At 43.2% G+C, this 20,762-nt stretch carries 17 protein-coding genes and 3 pseudogenes; 13 read left to right on the forward strand and 7 right to left on the reverse strand.

Going from position 1 to position 20,762, the window contains the following annotated elements; translation table 11 throughout:
• Position 1: 1 nt before the first annotated feature.
• The 4 genes from PUR_RS02940 to PUR_RS02955 all read right to left on the reverse strand — a co-directional run bounded on the left by PUR_RS02940 (position 2) and on the right by PUR_RS02955 (position 5,312).
• Positions 2–1,591 (reverse strand): extracellular solute-binding protein, encoded by a 1,590-nt coding sequence (locus PUR_RS02940; protein WP_179033952.1) that lies wholly within the window; start codon positions 1,589–1,591, stop codon positions 2–4.
• Between the two features lie 107 nt (positions 1,592–1,698).
• Positions 1,699–2,568 carry an AraC family transcriptional regulator gene (locus PUR_RS02945; protein ID WP_179033953.1) on the reverse strand — a complete coding sequence of 290 codons (870 nt, stop codon included), beginning with the start codon at positions 2,566–2,568 and terminating at the stop codon, positions 1,699–1,701.
• A gap of 40 nt (positions 2,569–2,608) precedes the next feature.
• Entirely contained in the window at positions 2,609–3,766 is a 1,158-nt protein-coding gene (locus tag PUR_RS02950; protein WP_179033954.1) for an anaerobic sulfatase maturase, read from the reverse strand.
• 43 nt (positions 3,767–3,809) lie between these two features.
• Positions 3,810–5,312 (reverse strand): sulfatase family protein, encoded by a 1,503-nt coding sequence (locus PUR_RS02955; RefSeq protein ID WP_179033955.1) that lies wholly within the window; start codon positions 5,310–5,312, stop codon positions 3,810–3,812.
• Between the two features lie 741 nt (positions 5,313–6,053).
• Here PUR_RS02955 and PUR_RS02960 point away from each other — a divergent pair.
• Both PUR_RS02960 and PUR_RS02965 read left to right on the forward strand, forming a co-directional pair.
• A complete protein-coding gene (locus PUR_RS02960) occupies positions 6,054–7,169 on the forward strand; it encodes a DUF4037 domain-containing protein (protein WP_179033956.1) in 1,116 nt (371 codons plus the stop codon).
• Positions 7,170–7,536: 367 nt separating this feature from the next.
• Positions 7,537–7,884 (forward strand): VOC family protein, encoded by a 348-nt coding sequence (locus PUR_RS02965; RefSeq protein WP_179033957.1) that lies wholly within the window; start codon positions 7,537–7,539, stop codon positions 7,882–7,884.
• A gap of 410 nt (positions 7,885–8,294) precedes the next feature.
• Here PUR_RS02965 and PUR_RS02970 read toward each other — a convergent pair.
• Positions 8,295–9,567: pseudogene (locus tag PUR_RS02970) on the reverse strand (IS110 family transposase).
• A 188-nt stretch (positions 9,568–9,755) separates the two neighbouring features.
• Positions 9,756–10,304, reverse strand: a complete 549-nt coding sequence (locus tag PUR_RS02975) for a copper amine oxidase N-terminal domain-containing protein (protein WP_179033958.1) — start codon at positions 10,302–10,304, stop codon at positions 9,756–9,758.
• A gap of 264 nt (positions 10,305–10,568) precedes the next feature.
• Here PUR_RS02975 and PUR_RS02980 point away from each other — a divergent pair, with 264 nt between their 5' ends.
• The 8 genes and pseudogenes from PUR_RS02980 (at position 10,569) to PUR_RS26370 (ending at position 18,248) form a co-directional block, all read left to right on the forward strand.
• The gene (locus tag PUR_RS02980) at positions 10,569–11,498 is read left to right on the forward strand and encodes a 2,5-dihydroxypyridine 5,6-dioxygenase NicX family protein (RefSeq protein WP_179033959.1); all 930 of its coding nucleotides are present in this window, start codon (positions 10,569–10,571) and stop codon (positions 11,496–11,498) included.
• 215 nt (positions 11,499–11,713) lie between these two features.
• A complete protein-coding gene (locus PUR_RS02985) occupies positions 11,714–12,169 on the forward strand; it encodes a VOC family protein (protein ID WP_179033960.1) in 456 nt (151 codons plus the stop codon).
• Positions 12,162–12,836: a DNA alkylation repair protein gene (locus PUR_RS02990; protein WP_179033961.1), complete on the forward strand. Its 675-nt coding sequence runs from the start codon at positions 12,162–12,164 to the stop codon at positions 12,834–12,836. The genes PUR_RS02985 and PUR_RS02990 overlap by 8 nt, the downstream gene beginning before the upstream one ends.
• Positions 12,837–13,049: 213 nt before the next feature.
• Positions 13,050–13,283 carry an XRE family transcriptional regulator gene (locus tag PUR_RS02995; RefSeq protein WP_179033962.1) on the forward strand — a complete coding sequence of 78 codons (234 nt, stop codon included), beginning with the start codon at positions 13,050–13,052 and terminating at the stop codon, positions 13,281–13,283.
• Between the two features lie 288 nt (positions 13,284–13,571).
• A pseudogene (locus PUR_RS26480) lies at positions 13,572–14,193 on the forward strand (tyrosine-type recombinase/integrase).
• Positions 14,194–14,334: 141 nt separating this feature from the next.
• Positions 14,335–16,473 (forward strand): serine hydrolase domain-containing protein, encoded by a 2,139-nt coding sequence (locus PUR_RS03005; protein ID WP_179033963.1) that lies wholly within the window; start codon positions 14,335–14,337, stop codon positions 16,471–16,473.
• A 360-nt stretch (positions 16,474–16,833) separates the two neighbouring features.
• On the forward strand, positions 16,834–17,538 hold the full coding sequence (locus PUR_RS03010) for a hypothetical protein (protein ID WP_179033964.1): 705 nt from the start codon (positions 16,834–16,836) through the stop codon (positions 17,536–17,538).
• Between the two features lie 11 nt (positions 17,539–17,549).
• Entirely contained in the window at positions 17,550–18,248 is a 699-nt protein-coding gene (locus PUR_RS26370; protein WP_332107932.1) for a CD3324 family protein, read from the forward strand.
• Between the two features lie 89 nt (positions 18,249–18,337).
• Here the strand turns inward: PUR_RS26370 and PUR_RS03020 are convergent, their stop codons facing one another.
• Positions 18,338–19,237, reverse strand: coding sequence for an AraC family transcriptional regulator (locus PUR_RS03020; protein WP_179033965.1), 900 nt, complete (start codon positions 19,235–19,237; stop codon positions 18,338–18,340).
• 157 nt (positions 19,238–19,394) lie between these two features.
• On the opposite strand from PUR_RS03020, the gene PUR_RS03025 reads away from it, so the two are divergent.
• The 3 genes and pseudogenes from PUR_RS03025 (at position 19,395) to PUR_RS03035 (ending at position 20,709) form a co-directional block, all read left to right on the forward strand.
• Complete coding sequence (locus PUR_RS03025) at positions 19,395–20,309, forward strand: DMT family transporter (RefSeq protein ID WP_179033966.1); 915 nt, start codon at positions 19,395–19,397, stop codon at positions 20,307–20,309.
• Positions 20,310–20,330: 21 nt separating this feature from the next.
• Positions 20,331–20,486: pseudogene (locus PUR_RS03030) on the forward strand (tRNA-binding protein); the annotation flags it as partial.
• A gap of 85 nt (positions 20,487–20,571) precedes the next feature.
• On the forward strand, positions 20,572–20,709 hold the full coding sequence (locus PUR_RS03035; RefSeq protein WP_179033967.1) for a hypothetical protein: 138 nt from the start codon (positions 20,572–20,574) through the stop codon (positions 20,707–20,709).
• Positions 20,710–20,762: the final 53 nt, after the last annotated feature.

Here is a 20,762-nt window from a genome sequence, read left to right on the forward strand (position 1 = left end):
ACTATTTCTCCATTTTGTCATAAGCTTCCTGATACAGCTGTTCCAGTTCATCAATCTTAAGCTTCTTCAGGGTTGCCTGAAATTCGTCCCATTTGTCAAAGCTAAGGGCTCCGGCAATGAATTTCGTGCTCTGTTCCTCATAGTATTTGTCGATATCGTTCCGCAGGATATTGACCTGCTGCGCGGTTTGCTCATCAAACATTGGAGAAGCATATCGCACCTTTGGCATGAATGGGTCCAGCTTCTGCTGCGCCTCTTGCACCTGCAGCGGATTGATGTAGGAAGCGACCTTGTCACTGATGAGATGCGGGGCTCCGCCTCCGGCGTACGGGGTGATTTTGGCTTGATTGCCCGATTTCAAGAAATCTTCCTTGTAATAAGGAATACGGTCCTTCAATTCGTAATGCTCGCCTTCTCTCCCGAATCTGAGCAGCGTCGAGCCTTCCTCACTGTAGAAATAATCGACCCAGCGCAGCGAAGCTTCCGGGTATTTGTTAACTGAAGTAATCGCAAAAGCCCCAAAGTCTCGTGCGATAGGCGCACCTTGACTTTGCAGCCGATCCCCGTGCGGACCTTCGAGAGGTGCGATTCCCGTATATTGATCCGCGATCTCCAAGAACGGATTGTTCGTCTGATCAAAGAAGAACCCGGCGGTTCCTGATGCCTGTTTGGCGAGATACTCCGCTTCTTTATGCGAGAATACCGCGGGATCAAGCAGTTTTTCGGTATATAGCTTGTTCAAATACTGCAGCAGCTCTTTGTTCCGTTCGCTGCCCATCCAAATCTCCACTTTGTCATCAGCCAGGTTAATATTGTAGCCAAGCTGCTGATCCAAACCAAACGATCCGCTCATCATGGTTACAACCGGTATGCCTTGGCCTGAGCCGCTGCTTGCACGGGCGGTCATAGGAATTTCATCGGCTTTCCCGTTGCCGTTCGGATCTTGATCCCGGAAAGCAACCAGCACGTTATACAGATCTTCCGTCGTCTCCGGTTCTTCCAGATTCAGCTTCTTCAGCCACGCCTGATTGATCCATTTTTTATCTGTCCGTGCAGAGCCCAGGGTAACAACGGCGGGAAGTGCGTAAATATGGCCTTCCGGAGTAGTGATCGCCGAGCGGATTTCAGGGTACTGATCCAAAAGTTTTTTAAAGTTCGGCGCATAATCGTCGATCAGCTGTTCCAGCGGAATCAACTGGCCAGCCGTTCCGTAACGGATGGTCTCCAGCGGAGTAAGACCGGAGCGGTACAATGCATCAGGCAGCTCATTGGAGGCGAACAATAAATTCTTCTTCTCCTGAAAGCCGTCTGTCGGAGCTTCGGTAAATTCAACCTGCACATTGCTTAATTCCCCGTAATCCTGAAATACCGGCATATCCTTAAACGGGCCGTTGACGGGAGCGATCCGGGTGAACATCGTGAGCGTAATCGGCTCCTGCACAATCGGATATCCGTTTTTACTCACTGTGGTCCCGGCCCCGCCTTCAGCTTGAGCCTCATTTTCCGTGCCGGCACCTGTACTGCACCCTGTAAGCCCCAGACTCAAAATGATCATCGCCGATATTGCATTTCTTCTCCAATGGTTACGCATAATTTCTACAGCCCCTTCTAATTTGTAGTATTCCAAGCATTATAGTATGTTTTAAAGTTGTATTTAGCATAATGTAAGCCGCAGAAAATAGGAATAACATTTCGTTGTCATTCATTTGTCATTTCGTTGGAAGAAAGCAAGCTGCGGCGGTAACTTGAAGGTGATATTCCGTAATAAGTACAAAAAGCCCTCGAGAACGTATACAGGTCCGTGTATCCGAGAGAAAGCGCAATTTCCGTAATCGATAACGTCCGGCTTTTTAGCAATTCTCCTGCACGCCCCATACGCAGCTTGATTAAAACCTCACGGGGACTCATACCGGTACTATGCTTAAACCTGCTGGAAAGATGTGAACGGTGCATTCCGGTAAAATGGGCAATATCAGAGACAGTAATGCCTTCGGCATAATGCGATTCTATGTACCGCAGACAGGTGCTCAACCAGTCATTGCCGTCTGAAACATCGGGAAGCGGACGCGATAATAATTCAAATATCCGGAACAGTATGATCTGCAGCTGCAAATTCCCGTCCTTCTCCAGATTTTCGATTAATTTCATGCAGACCTTCAGCAATTTGGCCAACTCGGCCGTAAGCTTGTTGTGCAAATACGGTTTTCGTTCCGTGATTCCGATCCTTCTCACCAATAGCTCCGCCTGCGGTCCATTAAATGCCAGCCAGTGCATCTGAAGCGGTACTTCAGAATCGTATTGAGAGATCCAATAGCTGTGTTTCACATCCGGGAAAAGGCAGAACATACTTTCTTTCTTCAGAACAACCGTATTCCCCAAGCTGGACAAAGTGACCTCGCCGCTGAGCACAAAATGAAAAGAAAAACATTCAATAACTCTTGGCCCCACGCTGTAATTCTCTTTCGCTACATTATGTCCGGTCCGCAGCGGCCAGAGTCCGCCAAGCTTCTCAAACTCATTCGGCGTGTAATAAAAGATGTCCGCATATTCATGACCGTAATCTTTCATAGCTTTTACCTCCGAACAAAACACAGCAAAATAATCGCTGCTATGTTTTTAGATTTCCTGAGCGGCGCAGGCGAAGACTAAGAGATTTTAACTCTTTGTCCGCATATGCATAAATCTTTTTATAGGATGCGCAGAAATAATCAACCTCCGAGGAGGACAGATCTGAGGTCCATGCTCTATTGCGTGGACACCCGCCATGACAAAGAGATTTCCATTCGCAGGTTCGGCAAGGATCCGGAAGCTTTGACTTTAAAGATTTAAATGTATGATAAACAGGATGCGATATGATCTCTTCGAGAGAATGAGTTCTTACATTCCCCAGCTTCCAGTTGGAGTTGATATAAAAATCGCACGGGTAGGCATCACCGTTCTGTTCCAGGATGATCGTATCCGGGCAAGTAGAACGGTGCACGCACAGTTCGGCTTCTCCAAATACATATGTGCCAAGCAGGTTGTCAAAAAAGCGGATGGAGGTTTTCGGAGTCCCGTCATTGTACCAATGATCAAAAACCTCGCATAAAAAACTGCCGTATTCTTCAGCTGTGATTTCATAGGAGCCGGGCTGATCGGCCTCCTGGGCGCTGAAGTCCATACATGGAATAAGCTGTACATGGCTAAAGCCTTCTCTTTCATAAAATGCCAGCAGCTCCGCCGCTTTGTTCACATTTCCTTTATGCACCACGGTCAAAATATTGAAATCAACCTTGTGCTGTCTTAAATGCGCGATCCCCTTCATGACCCGGTCGTAGCTGCCTTGTCCGGCAGCGTCCCTTCTTCTTGCATCATGGATCTCCCTGGGCCCGTCCAGACTAACGCCTACCAGGAAACCGTAGGTTTTCAGGAAAATTGCCCATTTTTCGTTAAGCATAGTGCCATTGGTTTGTAAAGAATTGCTGATTATTGTACGGGGCGGCGCATACTTCGCCTGGAGGCTCACCACTTCCCTGAAAAAATCAAGACCTGCGAGCAGCGGTTCTCCTCCTTGCCAGGCGAAGGCTGCGCTTCCGTGGCTGTTCTTCATAAATTCTTGTATAAACTTATCAAGTATAGAGGAATCAATCCGATTAATTTTCGGTCCCGGAATACCTCCGCATGTACTATAGTAACAGTAATCGCAAGCTAAATTGCAGTCCTCGGATACCGTTTTCCACATGACACTTAAGTTTCGTCCTCCTGCTACAGCGCAAGCTCCATTCATCGCAAGCCCTCCTTCAAGTTCCGGTTATTGGAAACCCGTGAAATTATGCATGCCAAATACGAGGCATCGGCATGGCCTCCTTGCCAAGCTCTGCCCAGGCATATTTAAGCAGAAGATCCGTTTTGAGAGCAGCGTAACTGGGATCGTTCCACAGATTGCGAAGCTCGCCGGGATCCTCCTGCAGATCGAACAGTTCGCCGTACGTCTGGCGGTAATATACTGTCAGCTTATAGCGGTGGTCAATGTAGGTTTTCTGATGGATCGTTGTAGGTTCATGCCTGAATTCGCACAGCGCGTGATCGCGGACCTGCGGAATCAGCCCCTGCCAAACCATACTCTGATCCATGCCGGTCATTCCGCTTGGAGGCCGTATGCCGCATAAAGACAAGAACGTAGGCGCAAGATCAACCAGCGATTGAATGGCTGGATTGTGCACGCCTGCAGGTACTTTTCCTGGATAACGAACCAAAAACGGCAGCCTGAGCAAATCTTCATAATGAAAGCCGCCCTTATGCTGCAGTCCGTGCTGCCCGAAAAAATGCCCATGATCGGTCGTAAACACAACGATGGTGTTGTCGTAAAGTCCCAGCTCATCCAGCTTGTCAAGAATTTTTCCGATATATTTGTCCATCAAACTGATCATACCGTAATAGGTTGCGACCAGCCTTTTGCGCTCGTCCTCGGGGAGCAGATGGGAATGATAGCCGTGAATTTCGTGGCCGGTTTCTAATAAATGCGTAAAGTCCGGATTCTCTTCCTGGGTCAGCTGAAAATGCGGCGGGTTCTGATCATGCTCTCCGTCCACAAGGGCAGGAATTGTCAGTGACTCCGGATCGTACAGCGTATCCCATGGCTCAGGAGCTAAATAATCGGGATGCGGATCAAAGAAGCTGGACCAAAGGAAAAAGGGCTGATCCTGGAACTGTTCAAGCAGTGCGTTTGTGCGCTCGGCGATCCAAGTGTCGTAATGGTATTCCTCCGGTATCGCCCATTTGTGTTTCTCAGAAGGGTCCATCGTTCCAGTTGGAGGGAGAAAATAATCGCGCCAATTGTTGCATCCTTTTTCTTCCATCCAATTGACATAATGTTGCCCGACATGCGCTTCGTTGGTATGATTCCGTGCTAATTCCACGTGATCGAAGCCATAAAAGGGTCCGTGAAATGAACTCCAGAAGTTCAAATCCTGCAGGATCGGGTAGGATTCAAGAGAAGGATATTCCTCAGTCCCCCGAAGCGGCTGAAAGTGTGCTTTTCCAACCAAGGCCGTCCGGTAGCCGTCCGCCTGAAAATCCTCACCGACAGTATGGCGGTCTTCCAGCAATTTGGTTCCGAGCGTCCAGGCGCCATGTTGGCTCGGGTACATTCCCGTAATGATCGACGACCTGCTGGGCGTACAGACGGGGCTTGGGCAATAAGCCCGGCCGAACGTGGTCCCTTCACGTGCCAGGCGGTCAAGATTAGGCGTATGAATTTCGGAGTTGTACGCTCCTATTGTGTTCCAGTGCTGCTGGTCACTCGTAATTAATAGGATATTCGGTTTCTTCATGAAGCGCCTCCTTCATCCGTATGAATTATTTCACCGCGTTTAAAAAATCATAACACATTATTCCAAGTGATATAGTTAGATATAGACATATAATTAGCATAATGTAACTCAGTGGAAAGAGAAATAACATTTCGTTGTCAATAATTTAACATTTTGTTGGGTTTTGCGAGTGTACTGTAAAATCTTTAACTGATAGATTAATAGAAGCAACATCTTCCGGCACAAATTGTTGCGAAGCTATTTTTCGCCCCGTCTATAATTGAAATTGAAAGGAGGGATTAAGATGCAGTGGCTGGAGCGGATGAATCGGGGACGGGTACACCTCGGTGAGTATTCCAGCGCATACATGGGCGATTTTCCCATCTGAGCCGCATCCGTGGGATCAGAGAACAAGAGAAAACAGAGAGCCATCCTGTAAGGTACGGCTCTCAGCTTGCCGTTACAGACGCCGCGGAGAACCGTATCATAAGTAACGGCAAGTTTTTTGGTGAAGCTTATTATATCGATATATTCATCAACGCGTCTGATTACAGGCGTTTTTTTATGTTCAAATGAAAAAAAGCCTAGAAAATTTTCCGGCTTCTAAAGTAAATATGGGACTCCGATATTTCACCAAGACTTCAATCTAAATGATAACAGAACCCAAAAGAATAGTCTAGTAATTTTTGTTTTAAATGTTAACATTAGGATACCGGTAAAAATAATGTGGGTGCGCACAGCTACATGGGATGGAGTTCACCAATGAAGGGTTTAGACTTAAGTGAGGAGTTTTATTGGGAGATCGTAAGGCCAATAATAGCCTGTCGTTTCCCGCAACTGTTGGAAAAACATGCTGCTGGATTAATTGGTTATGGCTCAGATGTCTTAGGTTATGATGATGATTTATCTAGAGATCATGAATGGGGAGCGAGATGCTACATTTGGTTGCTTGACTCGGACTATGATGAGTACGCTACATGCCTTAATCAAGCATTTGACGAAGAAGTTCCAATTTTATTCAAGGGATATCCCTCTCGTTTTTCCGTAGATGAACTCAATGAGGTGCTTGTACCGTATAATGGAAAAAGCAATATACATCATATTGCAATTACTAGTGTTTCTCGGCATATGCGAATCCAATTGGGATTGCATACTTCTCAGCTCTCCATTTACGATTGGTTAGTAATTCCTGAACAAAAATTGATAGAGTGGACAAGAGGAAAGATTTTTACGGATCCTGTAGGCGAAATAACTGAAGTACGAAAGAATCTTTCTTATTTGCCCGAAGATGTGTGGCGGTATAAATTGAAATATGCATGGAGCGCATTTCGTCATCTCTATGTGGCAAGGCTCACAGATATTAGAGGAGAATCATTATCAGCTAGATTATTAATAAACAGAATGGTAGAGAAAGTAATTCAATTGGTCTTTCTCTATAACAAAAGGTATCGACCTGGTACTTACAAATGGATTTCCAAGGAACTAGCACAGATCAGTCCTTTAGCCAATGAGTTGATTGAGCATCTTGAAGGCATTTTGATGGAACCTTGTGTTACAAAAGCAGTTGAACAATTGGAGGGTGTATTAGCGATACTAGTAAGACAACATAACGACATGAAGTTGACGGAATATATCGAACTTGAACCTCCCATCTTCTACGCAAGAGGTTTACAATCCTACTCTTATATTAATTTAGAAAATGCGTTATTTTCTTCGTTACCTAAAGAACTTCAACATCTTGAAATACCAGGGTCTTTAGACCAATTTGTTACCAGTGAACATATATTGGTATGGGCGGATCATTATTCAAAGTTCAAGCCAATATACAGTACAAAGTCCGACATAGAAAGAACTGGAATAGGGGATATGATTGTTTAGTCGGCCTGTTAGTTAATTATGATTAACATTGAGCGTATAGCATTCAGATTGAATGGCCATTCCTGAGGGATGGCCATTTTTCAAAACTTGCCGTTAAAGACGGCGCGGTGAACCGTATCATAAATAAGGGCAAGTTTTTTTGCAGAATTCCTTGTGGCTACGGGCTAAGGAAACGCGAAAAAGGTACATGGGGCAATCGTTTTTTGAGTTGAACAACCTCGTCATATCCTACGGAAGGAAGCGGGCATCGAGGACCGGAGAAGGCCACGTGGGGCAGGATAGTTGAAAAAGGAACTTAAATTTAAATCTCGAATATCTAATGTAATCGGATAGCTAAAAATTTGATGACAGACAGGAGTTAGATACGATGATAAAAGGTTTCGGAGGAATATTTTGGAGAACTAAGAATCTTGAAGTTATAAAAAAATGGTACAGTGAGGTGTTGAAGATTGAAATGGAAAATTGGAATGGGACTGTGATAAACCCCCAATTAGGAAATGAGACTATCTTTTCTTTCTTTACCGAGGATGACAGTTATTTTCCAACAGAACAACAAGTGATGTTAAATTTCCAAGTACATAATCTAAACGAGACTATTCAGCATCTTGAACATATTGGTGTACCTCTTGCAAAGAAAAAAGAGATTAGTGAATTTGGAAAGTTTATTTGGATTGAAGATCCTGAAGGTCGACTGGTCGAGCTTTGGGAGAAATAACGAGTTGTAATTCATTGCTATTGAGCTCCCTCAGTACGATTCAGTTTTCTCACGAAAGCTCGCTTATTCGCAGGATTTCACCCTTGTCAGATTTACCGAAAGATTGTTAGAGCAACTCGGTTGAGGACCAGGACAACATGAAGGCGTGAGGAAATAGAGGGGGATGCTGAAACCCCATATCCTTCCATATACTGCACGTTTCTCCACGCCGCCCCTGGAGGTTTTCACTCCCATGTCTCAACGGGTCATTGCCCTCTCATTCCTTCGTTACGCCTTTCCAAGGGGTGGAGGCCGGTCATGCTAACGTTACGGGTCGGTGCCCTTTGGTTCAATATATCCGGTACTCCGTGCTTTCTTTTGAAATCCCGCGAATAAGCCAAAATTCGTACGACGAAACGGTGAGAAATCGCTTAAGCTGCTAGCTGAAGTGGCATCGTTTTATGTGGATTGTAGGCTTCACCGCTGCGAGCCATCCCCACGAGAATGCGAGCTAGTTTACCACACAGTTTCATTAGTGACCTCATTTTCTTCATCTTTTTTACCTGAACATTGTACGCATGCATCGCCTTGAATTCCGGATTATTGGCGGTTAAGCTCAGGGTCATCATGAAGATGAAACGTCGGAGTCGAGATCGTCCGCGTTTACTAATCTTCATCTGTCCGGTCCATTTGCCCGAGCTTGCTTCCGCAAGGTTGAGACCAGCATGACGCAGCAAAGCGTTGCCATGAACAAAGCCGCTTAAATCCCCAGCCTCTCCAAGAATACCAGCTAGTGAGATTGCATTAATCCCTTGTACAGCAAGCATCGACTTAGCAAAAGGTATACGGTCTAAAACTGCTATAATCTCTGCCTCCACGACTCGCAGTTGCTCACAAGCGAGATCATATTCTGCGAGAAGCTGCATTAAATGGAGCTTGTACGCATGCGTTGCCTGCTTAGAGCCAACAGAATGACTAGCAAGAGCGATTAGGGCTTGAGCCTTTTTGTCCCCAGGTTGCCGTTGCATAATGGATTTCCAGCCCCTTACCACGTCTCGAGGCGTTAACTTACTCAGTTCATCAGGCGTCGGGAAAAGACGTAGTGTCGCCAATGAGCCTTTGCACATCAGATTCTTAAATACTTGTCTCAACTCGGGGAATACGACGTCAACCCAACGATGAATCTGGTTCTTTGCACTAACGAGTCTCCTTACGACGGAGTCTCGGTTGGAGAGAAAGACACGAAGCTCTTCAAAGGCTTCAGGTGTGTTGCGAATGAATGAGTAGTAGCCGTTCTTCACCATGTCTGCGATGACGAGAGCATCCTTTTTGTCGCTCTTCGATGGCGTATTGTCGCGGTTTTCCTTGTTCTTTTTCACGAGATGAGGATTAACAAAGAACAACTTCAAACTGCTTCTCAGATAGCCATTTGGAGACGCTTAACCAGTAATGCCCCGTTGGTTCCATACCGATGATTGCGAAGTCTAGGTTATGGGTTGATTGCAACGATTGGATCCAGCGAAGAAGGATCCGAAACCCTTCTTCGTCATTTGAGAAAGATAGTGGATTGCCAACTACGATCCCGCGGAAATTTACCGCACGAGCGACGTGAATTAGCTGTGCGATGTCGATTCCGACGACGAGATGCTGAGGGGTAATTTTTTCAATGAGTTGATTTTGTTTGTCCTGGGCTTTAAACTTCATAGTAGAGCGTCCTCCTGGATGATGGGATTTTAAGGGCTATGACCCGTTGCGTACTCCCATCGTACCGAGGCGCTTTTCTTTTTGCAAAGCTCGTAATTAACGCTCTACAGGAATGCTAACGGGGGCGTTACTGAACAAGTTAAAGACAAAAAAGAACCGACCCTGCGGTCGGCTTTTACATAGCGTCTTTACTCCTGCGTCTGGCTGATAAATAAGACATCTGTCCCTTGCTCGAGCTCAACGGAAAGTTGCAGCACGTCGCTAAAAAAATCCTGTAACACGTAAAGCGAGTCGTTGATTATTACCGGAGCGATGCCAAGCGAGATCGGCGTCCTGTCATTATATAGGTAGTAATCGGTGTCTTTCTGCACCGTTGTCCATAACGCGCCTTTTCTAACTTCTGCCGAACGGGTCGCTTGATCCCATTTCACCGTATAGCCGATTTTCTCAGCGACAGCTCTAAGCGGCAGTAACCGATACCCATGTCCGGTGACCAAGTAGGCGGGCTCGTCATCCGTTTTATCTGCTTCTTTAACGATTCTAACGCTGAAGTCTGTTTGTAACTTGATTTCCTTAGACGTTCCCGTGATGGCAGGGACGTCGGCCTCCAGGGCTATAGGATCGGCTGGAACCGATGACGCGCCTCCAGCATAAACGGTGGGAGCTACAGTGGCGGATACCGCCAGAAGGCAACTGCCGGCGATGGTGAACGTTAAAATTTTTAAAGGTAGCTTCATGGCCAGGGACCTCCTTAATTCATATAGCAACCTTACTTTTTATAACGTAACGAAACAGGATAAAGTTGCGCAACATTTCAATGAATTCTCGTCATTAAGGCTAACGGGAAACGATAGCACCATGACAATAGGCAGCCGAGATCATCGGCTGCCTGTTCAGCTAACGGGCAGGTTAATGTAGTAAAGAGTGGACCAACTATTTCGAATCAGCATATAACTATCTAATGTATCCATTGCTTCATAAAATGAAAGGGTGAAGTTCAATTGGACGATTTATCACGAATAGCATTAAACATAATAGATAGTATTCCTATACCCCCTACACAAATGTATTTAATTCTGGTATCAGAGAACAAAGAGCAAATTGGACTCGCAATTCAATCTTTTTTGTCTTCCCAAGGATTTGAAACGCACCTTGTTCGGTTAAGTTCGAAGATGGTACAAGGGCAACCCTACCTTCAAAACCTTGTAAATCAAGTAGTTAAGAGTAATTCAGGGATCATTTCTTTACTTCAACCTGAACATGCGACTTTCTTATTCGATACTTTTGGACGCCCAGATTTAGGATATATACAGCCGATGAAATATATATACAATGATTGGTTAATGCCCGCAGAAACCATTAGAAGAACAATGAGTGCTAATTTTACTGAATTAAAAGAATTCAAAAATCGGCTTTTAAGTCGGGTTGAGAATGCCCGCGAAATAAATATAAGTACAACAAAAGGGACAAATGTAACTTTATATCCACGGAACTGGATGCATTCAGAAGGAGAGGTTTTTTGTACACCTTTTGAAGAAAGAACATGCGGGAAGATCTTTGTTGATGGGTGTGTTTATTGGGGACCACCGAAAAGACCCTTTGCAATATGGATTAATGAAGGACGGGTTATAAATACGAAAGAAATTGAAACAGATGATCTTCAACATCAAAATGTATTAAAGGACTTAAATAGAGATGTAAATTCGAATATAATTTCGGAATTAGGAATAGGCATTAACCCTAATGCATTATGGAATGAACACCTAATGGAATCGGAGCAAGCGAGAGGCACATGTCATTTTGGATTTGGACACAATAAGAATTATGGTGGAACGGTCGAATCGAAATATCATTTTGATTTGGTTATTCAAAAACCAACAATCACTATCGATAACAATGTTATCTGCATGGACGGTGTGTTTTTGAACTAACGGGAAACGGGAGTTCCGTAAACACCAGGACGAGGCTGCCTGCATAGAACGGCAGCCTCGTTGAGCTAACTGGCAGGATAGCTCAATAATTTCGCGAATAAGAAACTGTCTAAACAACTGCTCTAAAAAAACAAGAACTCTTGTTCTCATTAATGCTTTGGGATAGAATGAATGAAAGTATATTATCAAATTACAAACCTGAGGAGGGTATATATATGCATCTAGGTTCAATTTATTTGATAGTAAGGGATTTTAATAAGTCAATTAGATTTTATGAGAAATTATTAGAAATGTCAGTAAGTTCTCAAAATATGCAGCGATTTGCTCAGTTTGAGTTTGATGGGAAGAATATATCTATTATGAATGGTTATTTTGATGCTATGAATCCAAATTTGACTGTTAGAAAAGGGGAATATGTAGAGGAGTTTGATAATTTAGTTGCAATAGTTGAAGCTGAGAATACACATAAGTTTGTACTAAACTTCTGGACTGAAAATTTGGAACAAGAGAGAGACAGAATAGAACAGTTGGATATTAGCGGGGAATTGACCAGCATCAAATATGTTAATAATGTTAGTCCATATTATTACTTTCAACTAACAGACCCAGATGATAATGTTATCGAAATCACTGGTCTATATTCACCCCAAAGAGGAGAATTTAATGAATAATATATTCGAATTTATTGATAACAAAGTTGAATTCTTAAATGAGAACAATCCAATAGGGGCTCATATCAAAACGGGTGATATACGAAAATTGTCAGGCAAGGTATTCAGAATGCTTCCTGATCAAAAGATAGAGCATATTATTCCATTATGTGAACGTTTACTGGAAGAACGTCGCTGGGAAAAGGGAGTTATTGCTTTTGATTGGGCGAATAGGGTGCATAAGCAATATACTAAGAATACATACTCTGTTTTTTATTTGTGGTTAAAAAAATATGTACGTGGCTGGGGAGATTGTGATGATTTTTGTACCCATGCATTTGGAAATTTGCTTTTACAATATAAAGAACTGTTTACCAATGTATTAGAATGGACAGAAGATGAAGATTTTTGGGTTCGAAGAGCATCTGCTGTTATTCTTATTCCATCTATAATGCGAAATGATTTTAAAAGATTAAAGCCATTTTACATTGCAGATAGGTTAATGAATGATAAACATGAATTAGTTCTTAAAGGATACGGTTGGATGCTCAAGTCTTTTTCTCAAGTAAATAAAGAAGAGGTCATTGACTATCTCATTAATAATCACAAAAATATGCCAAGAGTTTCTTTTAGATATGCGATAGAAAAAATGGATAAAGAAAGTCGTTCGTTTCTTATGAGTTTATAAAATCATTTTTATTAAAGGCTATTATAATCGATATTCAAATGATTCATTACACTAACGGGAAACGATAGCGCTTCGATAGAACTCGCCCAACAAATTTGGCAGACGCATGGGGAATTTCATCGTTATGGCTCCCTTTATAAAGTATACTCATGCTGGCAATGGACAACGCTTAAGGTTGAATAAATATTTTCTTACGCGGGAGGTCATCGCTTCTTGAAATTTGAACTTGGACGTTGCTTGCTGAATGAACGATTGATGGAATCCGGAAAGTCAGCGGAATGGCTGGCAAAAGACTTGCTTTTTAAACCCGAACGAGTTTACGACTTTATTGAAAACAAAAGAGTGATGCCACTCAAAATTGCCATATCGATCGCCGATTCCATCGGTTGTGATGTTCGTGCCTTGTATGAATTAATTCCGAACGAATATGAAGTAAAGGGAGATTAACGGAGTATGTGGTATGTGGCATTAATGCTACAAATGTGATCCATTAAGCTTACGGGAAACGCTAGTTCAAAACAGCAGGCAGATTAAAACCTCTCCTTAGAAGCAAACTAGATTTAAAAGCTTCTAAAGGGAGGTTTTGTTATGAACTTAAGTGAGTTGTGGAGTTTGTATGAAGCTGACAAACGCATTCAAGGATTCAGTCCGAAAACATTAAAAGCATACGCCCTTCAGAACAAAATGTTGATGTTGGAGCTAGGCAATCTCGATATCACAGAGGTAACGTTAACCATGCTGAAGGAGTACTTGGCAAAACAAGCAGATCGTTTGAAGCCAAGCAGCCTTGGTCATCGAATTCGGTTTGTTCGTTCTCTTTTCCGCTACGCTTATGAAGAGGCGTATCTGACTTCAAATCCTTCACTAAAATTGAGAGAACCGAAATTAGATAAGCGCATTCCTAAGTTTTTGATTGAGGAAGACGTCATACACTTGAAGATCTCTTGTCAGTCACTCAGGGAAAGAGCGCTGCTTGAGTTTCTCTACAGCACCGGCTGCCGGGTTGGGGAGGTGGAGAAGATCAACATCCAGGATCTTAACTGGGAGAACTGCTCAGCAATCGTTAATGGCAAGGGATCGAAGCAAAGAGAAGTTTACTTCACGACAGAGTGAAACAAAACGAATGGCTATACCTACGATTAGATGGGCATTAAAACGGCTTGCAGATCGGGGAGAAATTGAAGCGAATGTATTCCCGCATCGCTTTCGACATACTTATGCATGCCAACTCCTTGATAACGGTGCCCCATTGGATTTCATCCAAGGAATGCTCGGTCATGAGAAAGCATCGACCACTCAAATCTACGCACAGCTCCGCGGCGAACGTCGGAGAGAACTTTATCGACGATTCTTTTAGTTTGTATTGGCGGCGGATCCCCCTTTAGAATCCGTCGCTGTTCAACTAAAGGGCAGTTTTGCATAAATACTAATTTTTCATTAATATATAAATATACCAATTTAGGGTCATTTCTACCAAAACTCCGGAAGGAGAGTTCGAATGATGAAAAGTCGATGGATAATGGGAGTTGTGCTATCTTCGTGTCAGCTGCTAGCCTCCTGCGACGACAACAAAGCACCGGCAGAGACGCAGAACATAGCAGGGGCGCTGAATACATCTGAGCCAAAGGTGGCAATGGACTCGCCTTCGAACGAGGCTTTGATCACCTACGAAGTAACCCGGAATTATGCAATGGAGAAGGCAGATCTCCTCACGAAAACTTACGACACGAACAGCGTGCAATACGCCCTTATCGATCATGGACACATCGTCGTATCCGGCCAATCCGGCAAGAATGATGAGCAGGGACAGAGGCCGCTCACGAAAGACACGATGTATGGGATCGGCTCGACGAGTAAAATGTTTACCACGGTTGCCGTTATGCAGTTGGTCGATCAAGGGAAAATCGATCTCGATACGCCGGTCGTCCAGTATATCCCTGAGTTTACGATGACGGATGAACGCTACAAACAGATTACGCCGCGCATGCTGCTCAATCATTCGTCCGGACTGAAGGGATCCTCGCCTACGAACGCCGGTTTATTCGAAGATAACGATACTTATGCCCACGACACACTGCTGAAGCAACTGTCCGGTCAGACCTTGAAAGCGGACCCGGGGGCTTATTCGGTTTACTGCAATGACGGATTTACGCTGGCCGAGATTCTGGTCGAGCAGGTCAGCGGTATGGACTTTACCTCTTATATCCATCGATATATTACGAAACCTCTGGGTATGGTCAATACGAAGACGCCACTCGATTCTCCGGACACAGCGAAGATGGCGAGACTCTATTATCCTACATATACAGGACAACTCCCCAACGAGACGCTCAACGTGATCGGAACAGGAGGCATTTATTCCACGGCGGAAGATTTGGCTCGATTCTCGCAAGTTTTCACGGGGGAAGCGGAAGAAATCTTGTCCGGTAAATCGGCTGCGGCCATGGCGCAAGACGAGTACAAGACGCCTTTGTGGCCTGACGATGCGGACAATTCAATCGAATACGGTCTCGGCTGGGACAGCGTCAATCTGTATCCCTTCAGGGAATACGGGATGAAGGCGCTGACCAAAGGCGGGGACACCCCTCTCTATCACGCGTCGCTCGTTGTGCTTCCCGAACAGGACATGGCGGCAGCTGTTGTCACTTCCGGCGGGAGCAGCACGTACGATCAGCTTCTGGCGAACGAAATCCTGCTTCAGGCGCTGAAGGAGAAAGGCACAATTACTGAATTTAAGCCTGAGAAGTCATACGGCGCTCCGGTAAAGAATGATATGCCGGAGTCCATGCTGCAGTATTCGGGAATCTATGGCGCGACCGGTTCAACGACAAATATAGATATTACCGAAAGTGGCGTCATGACCATCACTTCGGAGCAATCGCCCGATAATCCAGCCGAGATCTACGAGTATTCGGCAGACGGGACGTTCCGGAGTGCGGATGGGAATGGGATGATCAGCTTCGTCACGGAGGAGAACGGCCGCACCTACGAATGGCTTCGTCGATACGCTTCGGTCCCGGGTCTTGGGCAGGTGGCTATATCAATGTACAGCGCCGAGAAGCTCCAGCCCCAATATCTTCCGGCAGAGACCAAGGAAGCATGGATTCAGCGCGACGGGAAGAAGTATTATCTGCTGACTGAGAAGTATACGTCGATTTCTTATTTGACAAAGGTAACCACCAACTTGAATGTGTCGAAACAACTGCCGGGGTACGTGTTGGATAAGCGAATAACCGGCCCGAATACGGCCGTCTCCGAATTGCAAATTCCGGGATCGAACGGGCGGGATCTCTCAGGTCTTACGTTCTTTACACAAGACGGGGTTGAGTACTTGAATTATGGTGGAATCATCTTAGTGAACGAGGACGCCGTGAAGCCTTTTAACTTCGCTAAGAAGTCAATCGTTACGATTCCGCCCAGCGGATACGCCAGGTGGTATACGATAAGCGACAAAGACGGGGGCAAGATCGTTAAGGTGAGCATGTCCTCGAAAGCCTCCTTCGCCGTTTATGATGCAAAGGGAACATGCATCTACTTCAGTGTCATTGGAGGCAAGGATCCGGTCGTACTGCCCTTGGGAGGATACATAGTTTTCGCCGGAGATGCCGGGACGAAGTTCGAGATTTCCGCTCAGTAACTTCGCAATAAGCATTTCATAACTGGCCAAGATATAGTCCTGCGTATAAGAAAGAAGATTCCTCAAGAAAAGTTGGATGAACTAAAAATATCCATAAAAAGTGCCTTGATTCATTCCAATAGGTGAACATTCAACGGAGAACGTTCAACAAACAAATAAAGGCCATCCCGAAAAGGGATGGCCTAAAACTTGCCGTTACAGACAGCGCGGTGAACCGTACCGTAAGTAACTGCAAGTTATGTGTAAAGTTAATTAAAGATATTCCTTGCCTATAACCTAGACATTTCCAGTGCTATTATTTTCATATCAGATGCACAGCTGATGTTATTCTAATTTTAAAATGGAAAAGGAGATCAAAAGATGGGTAAGGACAATATCATTAAAGCGATGCTTTCTGAAAGGGTAAGTATGACACCCGATGGTTTTTTTGCAGATCAATTAAGCCCAGAACAATTTGCAGATAGCTACGAATTGTTTTTTGACAAGATTTTTGAAATCGGTTCATCAGATATAGCGGGAGTAGAAGGCTATGGTGAGTTTAATGATGATTGTAAAACAGAATATGGGACCTGCAGGGAATTTCTGATCGATACATTTGCAGAAGATAAAGAGGGGTACTGGTTTAATTGGAAGGAAATGTTCGAAACAACGGTTTTAGAACGTGAATTCTTCGAGAAATCCTTCAAGGAAATGGAGGGCAGAATTCGTTATTGTGAAGGAAATCGTTATTTGGTTTACAATAATACGTTTTTCGTCAATATGATCACAGATGGAAAGACAATGGTCGGGTTCCCTGACTGGAGCAGATCCGGCATTTGCGATTTCCTTTTGGATTTTGCCATTATGGACTTAAATAAGCCTTACTTGAAGATACCGGAACTGTTGGTTGAGTATTGCAAGAAAAGGGATATCGTCCTACCGGATTTTAAAGAAAGATTCTTATGTATGGCTTATTATAAAGGGATCGATACCTTGCGTTGGCATGCATCGATTGAAGACACGGAATCCTGCATGTCCATCATGAAATCCATCAGTGAACTGAAAGATCGACTATACGCCTTATAGATGGTGATGGTATGAAATATGAAAATGCCGGCGATGTGATACCAGAGGAGCTATTGAAAGAAATCCAGAAATACGCGGCAGGAAAACTTCTTTATATTCCTATTGGGGAGGAAAAAAAGGCTTGGGGCGAGACGTCCGGTTACCGAAATCAACTGCAGAGGCGAAACCTCATGATTCGCAATAAGTATGCCCATGGGGTTACGGTTTCGGAACTTGCCGACGAATACTTTTTATCCTTGGATTCCGTTAAGAAAATCATCTATTCTAAGAAAATCGAAAGACATTTAACATATGCTCCGACTTTGGAGTCAGCCGTACAATATGCGAATGTCGGGATGATCGAAGAATGGATTCAATGCTATCTGCTGCTTACCCGAAAAGTCTCTCCCATTCTACATGATTTCATGAAGGAAGATCATCTATATTTCGGAGTCGTTAAGTTTCCACTGCGTCTTATTCAGCGTGATGGATTAGAAACCGGGGAAAACCATGTAGATGAAGATGATGACCATGCAGTCGTTCTACCCCCGCTTCTTGTTCAGTATGAAGAAGGAAAATTTCATTGCATCGTACAAAAGGATTCATTGGCTGTATTAAAACATCGCAAAATAAATGCTTATCCGACCATAATCGTTATGAAAGGAAATGACGATTATAAAAGGTTTATGAAATACTATGGAACCATATTCTTTTATGTTGATAAAGTGTGATTTTAATGGGCCATCCATTGCAGGATGGCCCAAAAGCTTGCCGTTACAGACAGCGCGGAGAATCATATCACAAGTGATGGTACACACAATCAGAAAAGAAATTGGATTTCACTTCTAAATTTCCGGAAATCTTTAGGTGTACTTTCATGATATTTTTTAAAAGACTGAATGAAGTGATTTACATGATTGAAACCCACTCTGTGGGCTATTTCGGTTATTGTATAATCTGTTGAGATTAATAACTCGCTGCTTTTCTTGATACGGTACTTAATTAAGTAGTCGTAAGGTGTCATATGAATGGTTCTCTTAAAACTACGAGTGCATTCCGAAACACTTAGATGCGCTATATCAGCAATCTCTTGCAGCGTTATATTATTTGAGTAGTTCTGATGGATGAAGCTGAGCATTAATTGAAGTCTTTCTTGTTGCAGCTTTAAGTATTTAGGTGCTTCCTCAGAAGAGAGTGAAATGTTAGAAATTAAGGTAAACCATAATTGTACAGTTTTGATAGAAACCTCATATTCCCACCCCCAGTTTTTTTTCATATCAAATTTCTTTTTCATATCCCAAAGCGTTTCCAGTACTTGACTTTCCCATTCAACATCTCCCTTGATTACTAGTGACACTAAGGAAGAGTTTGTATAAGGCAGTACATAATTTTTTTCCATGGCACTATCCGCATAAAAAGCCAGCAGCTTCTCAGGAAAATTAAAACTAACATATTGACCGTTATGTGTCAGGTTCGTAGTAACATGAAGGACGCCCTTATTAATTAAAATGGCCTGACCTGTTTCTAATTCATGATCAATCCCATTAACTTGTATAACTAGTTTTCCTTTAGTAACCAAAGTGATTTGTAGTTCTTCATGCCAATGTAAATCGTTAAATCCTCTACCTTCAGGAATACTTCCATGAATAGTATGGGTGTACATGATGTATGGAAATGAAACATCGGGATATAAAATGGTCTCGTGCAATTGTTTTTCCATTTTAGCGAAGTCCTTTCTTATGACGATATTTCTATATAAATTAAAGATATAGTTACACAAATAAAATAAAAGTGGTGATATTATTATATCAAATATTCGGCTTATCATTACAATCCTGTGCACAGACGATTGGATAAGACCTCTTGGAGGCGTACATGTGAAAACAAATCAATCGTCGTTACCGTTTCACCCGTATATTTTGCTTTTAATCAGCATACTGTCTGTTTCGATCTCATCCATCATGATAAAATCCTCAGATACTCCAACCTCTGTGGCTGGGATGTACAGATTGTATATATCAGTAATCATTATGCTTCCTTTTGTACCTTGGAAAACTCTCCGAACCTCAGAGATGAACAAAAAAGATTGGAGTACCGTTTTATTAGCCGGCCTATTTCTCGGGTTATACTTCTTATGTTGGATGGAATCATTAGTATATACCTCAGTTGCGAGCTCCATGGTGATCTTATCATTGCAACCTTTATTTGTAATGATTGGTTCATATTTTATATTCAGAGAACGAACCAACATATTAACCATACTTTGTTTGATTGCTGCTCTTTTAGGTTCACTAATCATAGCTTGGGGAGACATCGGGGTTTCGCGGGAGGCGTTAATAGGAGATGGATTATCCTTATTAGGAACCATCTTGGTTTCAGCATATATGCTGGCAGGACAAAAAGTAAGTCGCAAAATAGACGCAAATTTATACAGTGTTATTGTTTTTTTTCTAGGCGGGAGCGTCATGCTAGTCTACAATTTGCTAAATAATATCACATTGATCGAATATAACTCTTCGGATTGGACATATTTCTTTTTACTTGCAGTAATCCCAACTATTTTTGGGCAGTATATCTTTAATCTGTTGTTAAAATCTATAGGCGCGACTACTGTTTCTGTAGGTATTATTGGAGAGCCTGTTTTGGCAATAATTCTTGCCTATCTATTCTTGGGAGAAACCATCTCAATCTTTCAATTCATAGGTGGATTGATTACCTTATTAGGAATGGCGGGTTATTTTTGGACACCTTCTTTAACCCAAACTGTTTCAAAAGATAGAAGTTACAGTTGAGTGCTTTGTAACTTTTAAAATTTAGGGCAACAAGTAATAGGGGTAGTCAATTTTCCTCCGCGTCGTATAGTCGGGTTCATTTCAGAGGTATTAGTTCTTGGAGGAATACCCGAAAAGGGGGATGTAGTTCTATTAAAACCTGATTTTAAACTGCCTGATGGAACTCCGATTGGGTGATAGATAGTTAGAAGGCTTATTCCACTTGTTGAAATTGGAGTGAGCCTTTTTTGCATGCAGAAAAATCTAAGGAGATGAACAGACAATGGCAAAACGTGAACAGATAGCAGAGGAACAAGTTGCAGAGGAAACGGTGCATTCAATTGCTCAGGCTCAAGCAGAGTATGAGAAGTTGGTGCGGTTTTTTTATTTTGAAAAATACGCTCAAGGCGAATTTCAGTGATTTTCCAATTATATCTACCCATTGCATGGTATCTCTTGTTTTATAATAGACCG

The sequence above is a fragment of the Paenibacillus sp. URB8-2 genome (assembly GCF_013393385.1).
In the GTDB taxonomy this organism is placed as follows: Bacteria; Bacillota; Bacilli; order Paenibacillales; family Paenibacillaceae; genus Paenibacillus_AQ.

What these genes read in the sequence shown, in the direction of transcription:
- PUR_RS02985 (WP_179033960.1), top strand. Translation starts at nt 11,714, where the DNA reads ATGCATCTAGGTTCAATTTATTTGATAGTAAGGGATTTTAATAAGTCA.
- PUR_RS02975 (WP_179033958.1), bottom strand. Translation starts at nt 10,304, where the DNA reads ATGAAGCTACCTTTAAAAATTTTAACGTTCACCATCGCCGGCAGTTGC.
- PUR_RS03010 (WP_179033964.1), top strand. Translation starts at nt 16,834, where the DNA reads ATGGGTAAGGACAATATCATTAAAGCGATGCTTTCTGAAAGGGTAAGT.
- PUR_RS02960 (WP_179033956.1), top strand. Translation starts at nt 6,054, where the DNA reads ATGAAGGGTTTAGACTTAAGTGAGGAGTTTTATTGGGAGATCGTAAGG.
- PUR_RS02990 (WP_179033961.1), top strand. Translation starts at nt 12,162, where the DNA reads ATGAATAATATATTCGAATTTATTGATAACAAAGTTGAATTCTTAAAT.
- PUR_RS03020 (WP_179033965.1), bottom strand. Translation starts at nt 19,237, where the DNA reads ATGGAAAAACAATTGCACGAGACCATTTTATATCCCGATGTTTCATTT.
- PUR_RS26370 (WP_332107932.1), top strand. Translation starts at nt 17,550, where the DNA reads ATGAAATATGAAAATGCCGGCGATGTGATACCAGAGGAGCTATTGAAA.
- PUR_RS02940 (WP_179033952.1), bottom strand. Translation starts at nt 1,591, where the DNA reads ATGCGTAACCATTGGAGAAGAAATGCAATATCGGCGATGATCATTTTG.
- PUR_RS02955 (WP_179033955.1), bottom strand. Translation starts at nt 5,312, where the DNA reads ATGAAGAAACCGAATATCCTATTAATTACGAGTGACCAGCAGCACTGG.
- PUR_RS02945 (WP_179033953.1), bottom strand. Translation starts at nt 2,568, where the DNA reads ATGAAAGATTACGGTCATGAATATGCGGACATCTTTTATTACACGCCG.
- PUR_RS02950 (WP_179033954.1), bottom strand. Translation starts at nt 3,766, where the DNA reads ATGAATGGAGCTTGCGCTGTAGCAGGAGGACGAAACTTAAGTGTCATG.
- PUR_RS02965 (WP_179033957.1), top strand. Translation starts at nt 7,537, where the DNA reads ATGATAAAAGGTTTCGGAGGAATATTTTGGAGAACTAAGAATCTTGAA.
- PUR_RS03005 (WP_179033963.1), top strand. Translation starts at nt 14,335, where the DNA reads ATGATGAAAAGTCGATGGATAATGGGAGTTGTGCTATCTTCGTGTCAG.
- PUR_RS03035 (WP_179033967.1), top strand. Translation starts at nt 20,572, where the DNA reads ATGGCAAAACGTGAACAGATAGCAGAGGAACAAGTTGCAGAGGAAACG.